We start from the raw sequence: 12,268 nt of genomic DNA, 5'->3' as shown, positions 1-12,268 counted from the left end.
ATGTCCGCCCTGCGCCTGAGCATCAGCGCGGTCAGCATTGCCGTCGGCGCCTTGCTGCTGGCGGGATGTTCCACAGCAGGTCACCCGGCCCGTGTGGATGTCACGGTCGGGATGACGGTCACCGAAGCCGGTGCCCTCGTCCCGGACGGTGACGCGTTCGTCTGGTACGACCTGTCTCCACAGGTGCTCCATCGCCCAGCGACACTGTCTCAGGCCGACGGAGCGGACGGCGTCATCGTCGCCGTCTGCGATGGGAGTGGCCACGGGGACGTCGCGGTCGGGGTTGTTCCGGAGACCGACTTCGACGGCGCAGTGAGCACCGCTGCCCGCAAGGAGGAGTACCGACACTTCCTCCCCGAGTGCGCGCAAGCCCGAGAACACCCGCGTTCCGCACCGTGACCGTGGCTGAACCAGACCGGCGTACTGTCCGCTGCATGCCCGCACTCATCGACACGTTCACCCTGTCCAACGGTCTGCACATCCCGAAGATCGGCTTCGGCACCTGGCAGATCCCGTCCGGCTCCGACGCGTACGACGCCACGAAGACCGCTCTCGACCTCGGCTACCGCCACATCGACACCGCCCTGGCGTACGGCAACGAGGCGAGCGTCGGCGAGGCCGTCCGCGACAGCGGCATCCCCCGCGACGAACTCTTCATCACCACGAAGCTGCCGGCCGAGATCAAGACGGCCTCGGGCGCCCGCGACGCCTTCGAGGAGTCGAGCCGCAACCTCGACCTCGGACACGTCGACCTGTACCTGATCCACGCGCCGTGGCCCTGGAGCGACATGGGCTCCGACCACCGCGACGGCAACGTCGAGGTGTGGAAGGTCTTCGAGGAGCTCTACGACGCCGGCCGCACCAAGAGCATCGGTGTCTCGAACTTCGCCGTCGCCGACCTCGAGGACCTGCTCGGCCGCACCGACGTCGTCCCGCACGCCAACCAGATCCGCTGGTTCATCGGCAACACCCAGGACGAGACGACCGCCTTCGACCGCGAGCACGACATCCTGACCGAGGGCTACTCCCCGCTCGCCACCGGCGGACTGCTCGAGAACGAGCAGATCGCCGAGATCGCGGCGAAGTACGACAAGACCGTCGCCCAGGTCGCGATCCGCTACCTGCTCGAGAAGGACGTCCTGCCGCTGCCGAAGTCCACGACCCCGTCGCGCATCGCGGAGAACTCCGACGTCGACTTCGTCCTCGCCGCTGAGGACGTGGCCGCGCTCGACGCGCTCGAGGACACCGCGAGCTGACGCGGCCCCACCCCGGACGGGAGGCGCGGTGCCAGCTGGCACCGCGCCTCCGGTCCGTCAGACGGCGGGCTCCACCCCGATCTTCCGCAGCCCGAGCGCAGCCTTCTTCCGCACCCACGGGCGGTCGTCGGTCAGCTTCTCCTCCAAGGCCTCGCGCGCTCGGGGGTTCGGCCGCTTGCTCAGTGCGAACACCGCATGCCCGCTGATGTTGTGGTCGTCCATGAGTTGCAGGAGGACATCGACCGCTTCGGGCCGCTTCGACTTCCCCAGCGCGAGGGCCACCATCTGACGGGTACGCCCGTACTGAGAATCCAGCGCGAGCGCCGCCACGTCATCGAAGTACGCGTCCACGTACGCGGTCTCGATCGAGTTCCCAACCGCCCAGCGCGTACCCGCTTCGTCAGGGAAGTTCCGGAACGCCTCGATCAGTGCGGGCATCGCGGTTCCCTTCGCGGATGGATTGCTCAACGCCCGAGCGAGGTCCTGTTGCATCGCCGGCGTCCGCGCCTTCCGCAGCCACTCGATCAGTAGGGGGACCGCGTCCTTGTAACGAATCCCGGCCTGGGCGAAGACGGACAGGTTCGAGAAGTCGTACCCCAGCGCGCGGAGGTCGGCCAGGATCGCCGCCTGCTCGGCAGCTTCTGCTGGTGTGAACGGCATCAGCTCCTCGGGAGCGCGGGGCGGCGAGTTTGGTTGATGACCATCATCGGATCGACAGATTGATCGCGACGACGCCGAGTACGAAGATCAGGACGATGACCACGAGGCCGATCGTGGGTATCAGCACCCGTCGCCGCACCGTGGGAGCACCGGACCCCCCGATGACCCAGGTCGTGATCGCGACGACGAGTGCGAGGACCGGCACGAGGAACTGTACGGTCTCCCCGACGGCGTACGAACACTGCAACGTCGTGTCGGAGGCGCAGGGCGTGTACTGCTCAAGTTGCGCGACGACCATCCCCGGCAGCGAGCCGATCGCCACGAACACCTCGAGGAAGACGAGGAAACAGAACGCGAGTCCGAGCAGCCACCAACCACGGGGACGGCGCTGGACTTCGTCGATGGATGACCGCTTCATGTGAGCCTGACCGTACCGCGCCGACGGGTCGAGAACGGCCGTGCCGCCTCAGGCACGCGCGAACTCGATGTGGAAGCCGAAGTCCATCGCGTCGATCCGGCTCACTGGAAGCGCTTCTCCATGAAAGTCGACACGAGAGAGCAGCCTTCCGCAACGAGCGGGGTCAGAGCCAGCCGGTCTCGTAGGACAGGAAGCCGGGACGCTGCAGAGCTTCCAGTTCTTCTCGAACAGCAGCGAGCCTCTGGGCGCCCTCGACCGCGAACGCGACCAGACGCCCGCGCGTTTCCACGAGCGCGTCATTCCGCTGCAACAGCTCGAGGAGTGCTGCGGCTGCGTCATCGCTCTCAACGAAAGCTCGGAGAACCCAGAATGCGCTTCGTTCGAGAACTGCAGCCGGCGTGGGACCGACTCCGTCACGCTCCTCGAGACGCACTCCATCACCGAGCGACCAGCCGTACGTGAAGAACGGGATGCAGCAGAGCTGGTGGATGCCGTCACCGAGGTCCCGGAAGAGGAGCTGCTCGAATCGCAGAGGACTCGTCGGATCTCCAGCGATCATCGCGTCTGCGACGAAGTCGACTCGGCCCGCCCAGACCGGATTCGGGTGCAACACCCACCGAGCTGGATCAGGTGCAGTCATCCGACCTGCTCCGGCGAGGCGTCACGAACACACGGGCGCTGCCCCTCGTCGTGCACGGATGACCGCTTCATGTGGCCTGACCGTACCGCAGGGGTGACACGGAGCACGGACTCGTAGGGTCGAGTCGTACCGACCGCACACCCGGGTGGGTCCGCACCCCACAGCGGACCTGACGACGGGAACAGATCGTCCCTGTTGCCGGTTGCACCACACGGTGTCGCAGCCAGTGACACGAGAGCCCAGGAGGCCACCATGACCACCACCGAGACCGCCATCCTCGCCGGCGGATGCTTCTGGGGAGCGCAGCAGCTCCTCCGTCGTCGTCCCGGCATCGTCAGCACCCGCGTCGGCTACTCCGGCGGCGACGTGCCGAACGCGACGTACCGCAACCACGGCGACCACGCCGAGTCGGTCGAGATCGTCTTCGACCCGTCCCAGATCTCGTACCGGGACCTGCTGGAGTTCTTCTTCCAGATCCACGACCCGTCGACGAAGGACCGCCAGGGCAACGACATCGGTCGAAGCTACCGTTCGGCCATCTTCTACACGACCGACGAGCAGAAGCAGGTCGCGCTCGACACCATCGCGGACGTCGACGCGTCGGGCATCTGGCCCGGCAAGGTCGTCACCGAGGTCACCGCGGCCGGCCCGTTCTGGGAGGCCGAGGACGAGCACCAGGACTACCTCGAGAAGAACCCGCACGGCTACACCTGCCACTTCGTGCGTCCGGGCTGGAAGCTCCCGCACCGCGACGAGGCGACCGCGGCCGTCTGACCTGACGACCGCTGCGGATCAGCGTGATCCGCCGAGCAGTTCCAACCAGTCCCCGGGAAGGCGATCCGCCGGCCCGGGGACTGCCTGCGTCACGGGGTGGCTGGTGGGTGCGGCGAGCTCGAGCCCCTCGAAGCGGGTGTCGTCGCGGTAGTCCCACGCCCAGGTCTCGCCGGGCTCGTAGCTCTGGATGACCGCGTGCCCGGTCTCCTCCCAGTGCCGCGTCGCGTGCGTGTTGAGGGAGTCGTCGCAGCAGCCGACGTGGCCGCACGCCGCGCAGCGGCGCAGGTGCACCCACCACGAGCCGGTCGCGTCGCACTCGACGCACCCGTCTCCGCTCGGTGCGATCTCGGGGTGGATCATCTCGGCCTGGTCCGTCATGGCCCCATCATGCCTGCGCAGGGCCACATGCGGTCGGGAGGCACGGGGCGGGCCCGCACCGCGCCTCCAGGCCGTCGTCGGGTCGCGTCCAGGGCGAGGCGTGGGGCGGTCGTGCGGGTGGCCGGGCCAGGATGGCCCTGGGGCCGACAGCCGATCGGCTCGCAGAGGGAGGACACCGTGGACACAGCGCCGTACTCGCAGCCGTTGCGGGAGTACATCGAACAGCTGCGGACCGAGGGGTACAGCGTCGCGGACGGTCAGACGGCCGACCCGGAGCTGATCGACCCGCACGGCAACCCGGTGCTCACCTGGCAGGACGACTACCCGTACTCGGAGCGCCTGCCGCGGGACGAGTACGAGTACCAGAAGTACCTGCTGCAGATCGAGCTGCTGAAGTGCCAGTACTGGCTCGAGGACACCGGGCAGAAGGTCGTCGTGCTCTTCGAGGGGCGTGACGCCGCGGGCAAGGGCGGCACGATCAAGCGGTTCACGGAGCACCTCAACCCCCGGACCTCGCGGGTCGTCGCGCTGAGCAAGCCGACCGAGCGCGAGCGCGGTGAGTGGTACTTCCAGCGGTACGTCCAGCACCTGCCCGCCGCGGGTGAGATGGTCCTGTTCGACCGCTCCTGGTACAACCGCGCCGGCGTCGAACGGGTGATGGGCTTCTGCAGCGACGACGAGTACGAGTCGTTCATGACCCAGGTGCCGCAGTTCGAGCGGATGCTCGTCGACTCCGGCATCCACCTGACGAAGTTCTGGTTCTCGGTGACCCGTCGCGAGCAGCGGACCCGGTTCGCCATGCGCCAGCTCGACCCCGTGCGGCGGTGGAAGCTGTCCGACATCGACCTGCTGTCACTCGACCGGTGGGAGGACTACACCGAGGCGAAGACGGCGATGTTCACCCGGACGAGCAAGCGCTACGCGCCGTGGACGATCGTGCGGTCGAACGACAAGAAGCGCGCGCGGCTCAACGCGATGCGGTACTTCCTGACGCAGTTCGACTACCCGGACAAGGCCGCCGACGTCATCGGCAAGCCGGACCCGCTCATCGTCCGGCGCGGAAAGCGGGACGTGGACGTCGAGTGACCCCCCACGGGTGATCCCCCACCGGTGATCCCCCGCCGCTGATCCGCCCGCCGACTCGGAACGTTTACACGCCGAGGCCTGCCGTCACGCACTCGAAACAGTCGGGCAACGGCGACGACACAGGGCCGCACGACACTTGTCGCACTACCTGTCAACCGACAGGTACTCCGCGAAAGGTCTGCAGTCATGCGTTCTCCGCAAGCACCGCTCCACGCACCGCGCGCCACGTCCGACGTCGACACCCAGGGGCTCGCCCGCCTCGGCTACGAGCAGGAACTCCACCGCGGGGTCGGCTCGTTCTCCTCCTTCGCGGCGGGCTTCTCCTTCGTCTCGATCCTCACCACGGTCTTCCAGCTGTTCGGACTCGGCTTCGGGCTCGGCGGTGCTGCGTTCTTCTGGGCGTGGCCGCTGGTCTTCGGCGGCCAGCTGCTCGTCGCGCTGAACTTCGCGCAGCTCGCGGCCCGCTGGCCCATCTCCGGCGCGATCTTCCAGTGGTCGAGCCGTCTGGCCGGAGCCCGGTTCGGGTGGTTCACCGGCTGGACGATGATCATCGGCCAGATCCTCACCGTCGCGGTGGCGGCCATCGCCGTGCAGGCCGTGCTCCCCGCGATCTGGGACGGGTTCCAGGTCGTCGGCGGTCCGGGTGCGGACCCGTCCGTCGCGTCGCCGACCGGTGCCGCGAACGCGGTGGTCCTCGGTCTGGTGATGCTCGCCGTGACGACGATCGTGAACATCACGAGCGTCCGGCTGATGGCCCGCGTGACGAGCTTCGGCGTGCTCATCGAGATCGTCGGCGTCGTCGTGCTCATCGGCGCCCTGTTCCTGCTGCCGCACCGCAGCGCCTCCGTGGTGTTCACGACCGCCGGCTCGACGAGCACCGAGCCGTACGTGTGGGCGTTCCTGGCATCCTCGCTGATGGCCGCGTACGTGATGGTCGGATTCGACTCGGCCGGTGAGCTCGCCGAGGAGACCCACAACCCGCGCCGGACCACCCCGAAGACGATCGTCCGGGCCCTCACGGTCTCCGGCCTCGGTGGAGGGCTGCTCATCATCGGCGCCCTCGTCGCCGCCCCGAGCCTGACCGACGGCAAGCTCGCCACGCAGGGGCTCGCCTGGGTGATCACCTCGACCCTCGGCGACGTCTTCGGCCGGCTCCTGCTCTGCACCGTCGCCGTCGCGGTCTTCGCCTGCACCCTCGCCGTGCAGACCGCCGGAGCCCGGATGGTCTACTCGATGGCCCGCGAGAAGGCGCTGCCCTTCCACCGCACCCTCGCCCGGGTCTCGCCCCGCACCGGCACCCCGATCGCCGCGTCGATCGTCGTCGGGGTCGGCGCCGGGCTGGCCCTCGCCGTCAACATCGGGCAGTCCGCGATCTTCACCGCCCTGTCGAGCCTGTGCATCGCGATGCTCTACCTGGCCTACCTCGGGGTCACCGGGCCGCTGCTGGTCCAGCGGATCAAGCTCCGGCGCACGGGGCTGCCGACCGGGGTGGACGAGGACGGCAAGCCGCTGTTCACCCTCGGTCGCTGGGGCATCCCGCTCAACGCCCTGGCCGTGGCGTTCCAGATCGGCATGGCGATCAACCTCATCTGGCCCCGGCCGGAGATCTACGACCTGACCGGCACCTCGTGGTGGCTGCAGTACAGCGCCCTGCTCTTCATCGGCGGCGTGCTGCTCGTCGGCTGGGCGTGGTCGAGCTGGCGGCACCGCACGCACGGGCCGATCACCCTGGCCGAGGTGCCGACCACGGCCGCCACCCCCGTGCCCGCAGAAGCCTGATCCGGAAGGAACCCCATGCGCGACCTCCACCAGACCGACAGCGTGCTCGCCTCTCGATCCGACGCACGCGCCCAGGCCGGCTCGCAGTCCGACCACATGCCGTACCTGCCGGCGTCGTCGTCACCGTTCACCCCCGAGGGCGTCGACCCCGCACAGCTCGTCTGGGCCGAGACGGTGGCACCGGGCGGGTACACGCACAAGGTGCTGGCCCGCGGGTCACGGCTGCGGTTCGACGATCCGACGGGTCAGGCCTGCGCCAACGTCCTGGTGTTCAACGCGCTCGAACCGTGGGAGCGGCTCAACGTCGCCGACACCCAGAAGATCCCGTGGCAGGCGTACCTGGGCCAGGGTTCGCCGCTGCTGAGCGGGGACGGCAGGGCACTCGCGACCGTCCTCGAGGACACCTCAGGGCACCACGACGCGTTCTGCGGCACCTCGACCGACGCCTGGAACGAGCGGAAGTACGGCGACGCAGCACCCGAGGGGCGCACCCCGAGCGGTCGGTCGCTGTTCGCGAAGGCCGCCGCGAAGCACGGGCTCACCAAGCGGGACCTGCCGCCGAGCATCTCGTTCTTCCAGGGCGTGCGGATCGACGCCGACGGGGCGATGACCTTCACCGGTTCGGCCGGCGCGGGCACCCACGTCACGCTCGTCGCCGAGCTGCCGCTGCTCGTGCTGGTCGCCAACGTCGCGCACCCGATCGACCCGCGCCCGGACTACCTGGTCGGACCGCTGCGGGTGCACGCCTGGCGCGGGGCCCCGACGACCGCGGCCGACGAGCGGTTCACCGCGACGCCGGAGCTCACGCGCGCCTACCTGAACTCGATCGACCACGCGGAAGCCCGAGGCCTGTGATGACCGACACGACGACCCACTCCCCCACCTCCACCGTCCCGGTCGGAGCCGTCCACGACCCGGACGTCGCCCTCGACTGGAGCGAGTCCCTGGTGCCGGGCACCGTGGTCCGCGACGACCGGGTGGCCCCGCTCGCACCGTGGTCCGCCGTGGTCCGCGCCGGCGAGGTGCTCACCATCGTCGACGTCGGCGGCAACCAGAGCGCCGACTGCCTGCTCTACGACGCCCACGACCCCGACGAGCGGTACAGCGTGCCGGACACCCTCGCCGCACAGGGCAACGCGTACGTCCGGACCGGCACCGTCCTGATGTCGAACGAGGGCCACCCGCTGATGACCGTCGTCGCGAACGAGATCGACCGGCAGGACACCATCGGCGGCGCGTGCTCGAAGGAGTCGAACACCCTGCGGTACGGGCACCACACCCAGTACCAGCACGGCTGCCGCGAGAACTTCCTCGCCGAGGCCGGCCGCCACGGACTCGGTGCCCGCGACATCGTCTCGAACCTCAACTGGTTCATGAACGTCCCGGTCGAGGCCGACGGCGCGCTCGGCATCGTCGACGGCATGAGCGCCCCCGGCAAGCGGGTCGCGATCCGGGCCGAGCGGGACGTGCTCGTCGTCGTCTCGAACTGCCCGCAGATGAACAACCCCTGCAACGACTTCTCCTGCACACCGCTGCGCATGATCGTGGTCCAGCCGTGACCGCCGCGCCCGACCCCACCGGGACCGCCACCGTGAACCAGACCCCTGCCCTCCGCACCGACACCGTCCTCGTCGCGAACCGCGGTGAGATCGCCCGTCGCATCATCCGCTCCGCGAAGGCGCTCGGCATGCGCACCGTCGCCGTGTACTCGGACGCCGACCGCGCGGCACCCCACGTCCGCGAGGCCGACGTCGCCGTCCGGCTCGGTCCCGCACCCGCGCGCGACTCGTACCTGCGCATCGACGCGGTGGTGCAGGCCGCGAAGGACACCGGCGCCGGACTCGTGCACCCCGGCTACGGGTTCCTGTCCGAGAACACCGACTTCGCCCGGGCCTGCGAGGACGCCGGCATCCGGTTCGTCGGGCCCACCGCCGACCAGATCGTCCGGTTCGGCGCGAAGCACACCGCCCGCGAGCTGGCCGCCGCCGCCGGGGTCCCGATGCTCGCCGGCACCGGGCTGCTCGCCAGCGTCGACGACGCCGTGGCCGAGGCCGAGCGCATCGGGCTGCCCGTCATGCTCAAGGCCACCGGGGGTGGCGGCGGGATCGGCATGCAGGCGTGTTCCACCCTCGACGAGGTCCGCGAGGCGTACACGAGCGTCACCCGCACGGCCACCGCGGCCTTCGGGTCGACCGGCATCTTCCTAGAACGGCTCGTGCGGCCGGCCCGGCACGTCGAGGTCCAGCTCTTCGGTGACGGCGAGGGCCGCGTCGCGGTGATCGGCGACCGCGACTGCTCCCTGCAGCGCCGCAACCAGAAGGTCATCGAGGAAGCCCCGGCACCGGCGCTCCCCGAGCACGTCCGCGCCGAGCTGCACGCGTCGGCCCGCCGCCTCGCCGAGAGCGTCGGGTACCGCAGCGCCGGCACCGTCGAGTTCGTCTACGACCCGGTGCGCGAAGAGGCGTCGTTCCTCGAGGTGAACACCCGCCTGCAGGTCGAGCACCCGGTCACCGAGGAAGTGTTCGGCGTCGACCTCGTCGAGCTCATGCTCCGCCTGGCCCGCGACGGCGCGGTCGGCATCGACCCCGACGTGTTCGACCGCACCTGGACCCCGAACGGCCACGCCGTCGAGGCCCGCGTCTACGCCGAGGACCCGGCGAAGGGCTCGCTGCCCTCCAGCGGCCTCGTCACCCAGGCCGTGTTCCCGAGCGCGACCACGGCATCCGGCGAGCGCACCGGCATCCGCGTCGACGGCTGGGTCGAGACCGGCTCCGAGGTGTCCGCCTTCTACGACCCGATGCTCGCCAAGGTGATCGCCACCGGGGAGACCCGCGACGACGCCCTCGACCTGCTGCGCGACGGGCTCGCGGCCACCCGCATCGACGGCATCGTCACGAACGCCGGGCTGCTCCGTGCGCTGACCGACGACCTCGAGCTCCGCACCGCCACGCACTCCACCTCGACGCTCGACGCGACCGAGGACCCGGACCCGCGCATCGACGTCGTCGCGCCGGGCACCATGACGATGATCCAGGACCTGCCCGGCCGGGTCGGGTACTGGCAGGTGGGCGTCCCGCCGAGCGGCCCGTTCGACGCGGCGTCCTTCGCGGAGGCGAACCGAGCCGTGGGCAACCCGGACGGCGCCCCCGCACTCGAGGTCACCGCCATGGGCCCGACGCTCCGGTTCTCGGCCGCCGCGGTGGTCGCGATCACGGGTGCGCCGGTGCCGGTCACCCTCGGCGGCGAACCCGTGCCGCTGTGGGAGCCGGTCGAGGTCGGCGCCGGCCAGACCCTGGCGATCGGCACGGCCCCCGGTCCGGGCCTCCGCACCTACCTGGCGGTCCGGGGTGGCTTCGACGTGCCGACCTACCTCGGCTCGACCGCGACCTTCACACTCGGTGGCTTCGGCGGCCACGCCGGCCGGGCCCTGCTCGCCGGCGACGTCCTGCGCCCCGGCTCCCCGGACTCGGACGCCCCGCACCCGGCGTTCCCGTCCGGCACCCGCCTGGGCCTGGTGGGCGGTCCGACCCCGGCCGACCGCCGCACCGCGCTGACCGACGCGTGGGAGATCGCCGTCACCGAGGGGCCGCACGCGGCGCCGGACTTCTTCACCCGCGCCGACCTCGACGTCTTCTACGCCACCGACTACGCCGTGCACCACAACTCGGCGCGCACCGGCATCCGGCTCATCGGGCCGCGGCCGGAGTGGGCGCGGACCGACGGCGGCGAGGCCGGTCTGCACCCGTCGAACATCCACGACACCCCGTACGCGGTCGGTGCGATCGACTTCACCGGGGACACCCCGATCATCCTCGGACCGGACGGGCCGTCGCTCGGCGGGTTCGTCTGCCCCGCCGTGGTCGCCAGCGGCGACCTGTGGAAGCTGGGCCAGCTCCGACCGGGTGACACGGTCCGGTTCGTCCCCGTCCGCGAAGCCGACGCCGCCGCGCTCGACGCACACCGGGCCTCCAGGACGGTGCCACGCACCGGGAGTGACGGCAGCACCGGAGGCGACGGCGACGACGGCGTGATCGCCCGCCTGGACGCGACCGACGTGCGGCCGAGCGTCGCGTACCGACGCGACGGCGACGACAACGTGCTCGTCGAGTACGGCGACATGACCCTCGACATCGCGCTGCGGATGCGCGTGCACGCGCTCATGACGAAGCTGCAGGAGCACACGCCGAAGGGGATCCTCGACATCACGCCGGGCATCCGCTCCCTGCAGGTCCACACCGACGCGTCCGTGCTCAAGGCGCGCGACGTGGCAGGGCTGCTCCGCGAGCTCGAGGACGAGATCCCGCCGACCGACCAGCTCGTCGTGCCGTCGCGCACCGTCAAGCTGCCGCTGTCGTGGGACGACCCGGCCACCCGGCTGGCGATCGAGCGGTACATGAACGGCGTGCGGAACGACGCCCCGTGGACGCCGTGGAACATCGAGTTCATCCGTCGCATCAACGGGCTCGAGAGCGTCGACGACGTCTTCCGCACCGTGTTCGACGCGAGCTACCTGGTGCTCGGCCTCGGCGACGTGTACCTCGGCGCCCCGGTCGCGACCCCACTCGACCCCCGGCACCGGCTGGTCACGACGAAGTACAACCCGGCCCGCACCTGGACCGCCGAGAACTCCGTCGGCATCGGCGGCGCGTACCTGTGCATCTACGGCATGGAGGGTCCGGGCGGCTACCAGTTCGTCGGCCGCACCGTGCAGATCTGGAACCGGTTCCGCCGCGGCGGGCTGTTCCAGGAGAACCCGTGGGCGCTGCGGTTCTTCGACCGGATCGAGTGGTACCCGGTCGGTGCCGACGAGCTGCTCGAGCTGCGCGCCGAGACGGACGCGGGGCGGGGCTCGTTCGAGACCGTCGAGGGCGAGTTCTCGATCGCGTCGTACAACCGGTTCCTCGCCGACAACGCCGGGTCCATCGCGGACTTCCGGGCGCAGCAGGCGCAGGCGTTCGGCGAGGAGAAGGAGCGGTGGCGGGCATCGGGCGAGTTCGACGTCCGTGACGAGCCGGCCGCCGTGGTGGCCGACGCCGTGACCGTGCCGGAGGGGTCGACCGCCGTGTACGCCCCCTTCACCTCGACCGTGTGGCAGGTGGACGTCCGACCGGGCGACCGGGTGGACGAAGGACAGAAGCTGCTGGCCGTGGAGGCGATGAAGATGGAGTCGATGGTGCACGCACCGGTGCCGGGCCACGTGCTCGAGGTGTACATCAAGCCGGGCGACCAGGTCGCGCCGGGCCAGGTCCTCGCCGCGATCGGAGCGGCGGCGTGAGC

Annotated in this window: 12 protein-coding genes; 8 read left to right on the top strand and 4 right to left on the bottom strand. The window is 70.3% G+C overall.

All coding sequences use genetic code 11. The annotated features are described in order from the left end of the window. Positions 1-399, top strand: a complete 399-nt coding sequence (locus H7A73_RS01190) for a hypothetical protein (protein WP_182064304.1) — start codon at positions 1-3, stop codon at positions 397-399. 35 nt (positions 400-434) lie between these two features. Next, positions 435-1,256: an aldo/keto reductase gene (locus tag H7A73_RS01185; RefSeq protein ID WP_182064303.1), complete on the top strand. Its 822-nt coding sequence runs from the start codon at positions 435-437 to the stop codon at positions 1,254-1,256. A 57-nt stretch (positions 1,257-1,313) separates the two neighbouring features. Here H7A73_RS01185 and H7A73_RS01180 read toward each other — a convergent pair whose 3' ends face one another. From H7A73_RS01180 to H7A73_RS01170, 3 genes are all read right to left on the bottom strand, one after another. Continuing rightward, a complete protein-coding gene (locus H7A73_RS01180) occupies positions 1,314-1,916 on the bottom strand; it encodes a HEAT repeat domain-containing protein (RefSeq protein ID WP_182064302.1) in 603 nt (200 codons plus the stop codon). Between the two features lie 43 nt (positions 1,917-1,959). Continuing rightward, complete coding sequence (locus tag H7A73_RS01175) at positions 1,960-2,334, bottom strand: hypothetical protein (protein WP_182064301.1); 375 nt, start codon at positions 2,332-2,334, stop codon at positions 1,960-1,962. A gap of 163 nt (positions 2,335-2,497) precedes the next feature. Beyond that, positions 2,498-2,974 carry a DUF4265 domain-containing protein gene (locus tag H7A73_RS01170; RefSeq protein ID WP_182064300.1) on the bottom strand — a complete coding sequence of 159 codons (477 nt, stop codon included), beginning with the start codon at positions 2,972-2,974 and terminating at the stop codon, positions 2,498-2,500. 252 nt (positions 2,975-3,226) lie between these two features. On the opposite strand from H7A73_RS01170, the gene msrA reads away from it, so the two are divergent. After that, entirely contained in the window at positions 3,227-3,748 is a 522-nt protein-coding gene (gene msrA / locus H7A73_RS01165; protein WP_111024046.1) for a peptide-methionine (S)-S-oxide reductase MsrA, read from the top strand. A gap of 18 nt (positions 3,749-3,766) precedes the next feature. Here the strand turns inward: msrA and H7A73_RS01160 are convergent, their stop codons facing one another. Then, positions 3,767-4,126 carry a UBP-type zinc finger domain-containing protein gene (locus H7A73_RS01160; RefSeq protein ID WP_182064299.1) on the bottom strand — a complete coding sequence of 120 codons (360 nt, stop codon included), beginning with the start codon at positions 4,124-4,126 and terminating at the stop codon, positions 3,767-3,769. Between the two features lie 177 nt (positions 4,127-4,303). Here H7A73_RS01160 and ppk2 point away from each other — a divergent pair, with 177 nt between their 5' ends. From ppk2 to uca, 5 genes are all read left to right on the top strand, one after another. Next, on the top strand, positions 4,304-5,212 hold the full coding sequence (gene ppk2, locus H7A73_RS01155; protein ID WP_027467245.1) for a polyphosphate kinase 2: 909 nt from the start codon (positions 4,304-4,306) through the stop codon (positions 5,210-5,212). 186 nt (positions 5,213-5,398) lie between these two features. Further along, positions 5,399-6,991 carry an APC family permease gene (locus tag H7A73_RS01150; RefSeq protein WP_182064298.1) on the top strand — a complete coding sequence of 531 codons (1,593 nt, stop codon included), beginning with the start codon at positions 5,399-5,401 and terminating at the stop codon, positions 6,989-6,991. A gap of 15 nt (positions 6,992-7,006) precedes the next feature. Beyond that, complete coding sequence (locus H7A73_RS01145; RefSeq protein WP_182064297.1) at positions 7,007-7,846, top strand: urea amidolyase associated protein UAAP1; 840 nt, start codon at positions 7,007-7,009, stop codon at positions 7,844-7,846. Further along, a complete protein-coding gene (locus H7A73_RS01140; protein ID WP_182064296.1) occupies positions 7,846-8,550 on the top strand; it encodes an urea amidolyase associated protein UAAP2 in 705 nt (234 codons plus the stop codon). Before H7A73_RS01145 ends, H7A73_RS01140 begins: the two co-directional genes overlap by 1 nt. Next, complete coding sequence (gene uca, locus H7A73_RS01135; RefSeq protein WP_220456573.1) at positions 8,547-12,266, top strand: urea carboxylase; 3,720 nt, start codon at positions 8,547-8,549, stop codon at positions 12,264-12,266. Before H7A73_RS01140 ends, uca begins: the two co-directional genes overlap by 4 nt. Positions 12,267-12,268: the final 2 nt, after the last annotated feature.

It is taken from the genome of Curtobacterium sp. ME12 (genome assembly GCF_903970855.1).
Taxonomy (GTDB): Bacteria; Actinomycetota; Actinomycetes; order Actinomycetales; family Microbacteriaceae; genus Curtobacterium; species Curtobacterium poinsettiae_A.
This window is presented reverse-complemented; position numbering and strand designations above follow the sequence as displayed.

Bases quoted from the DNA above. Each gene is read 5' to 3' on its own strand.
- H7A73_RS01190 (WP_182064304.1), top strand. From the start codon at position 1: ATGTCCGCCCTGCGCCTGAGCATCAGCGCGGTCAGCATTGCCGTCGGC.
- H7A73_RS01180 (WP_182064302.1), bottom strand. From the start codon at position 1,916: ATGCCGTTCACACCAGCAGAAGCTGCCGAGCAGGCGGCGATCCTGGCC.
- H7A73_RS01160 (WP_182064299.1), bottom strand. From the start codon at position 4,126: ATGACGGACCAGGCCGAGATGATCCACCCCGAGATCGCACCGAGCGGA.
- H7A73_RS01140 (WP_182064296.1), top strand. From the start codon at position 7,846: ATGACCGACACGACGACCCACTCCCCCACCTCCACCGTCCCGGTCGGA.
- H7A73_RS01145 (WP_182064297.1), top strand. From the start codon at position 7,007: ATGCGCGACCTCCACCAGACCGACAGCGTGCTCGCCTCTCGATCCGAC.
- H7A73_RS01185 (WP_182064303.1), top strand. From the start codon at position 435: ATGCCCGCACTCATCGACACGTTCACCCTGTCCAACGGTCTGCACATC.
- H7A73_RS01150 (WP_182064298.1), top strand. From the start codon at position 5,399: ATGCGTTCTCCGCAAGCACCGCTCCACGCACCGCGCGCCACGTCCGAC.
- H7A73_RS01175 (WP_182064301.1), bottom strand. From the start codon at position 2,334: ATGAAGCGGTCATCCATCGACGAAGTCCAGCGCCGTCCCCGTGGTTGG.
- msrA (WP_111024046.1), top strand. From the start codon at position 3,227: ATGACCACCACCGAGACCGCCATCCTCGCCGGCGGATGCTTCTGGGGA.
- H7A73_RS01170 (WP_182064300.1), bottom strand. From the start codon at position 2,974: ATGACTGCACCTGATCCAGCTCGGTGGGTGTTGCACCCGAATCCGGTC.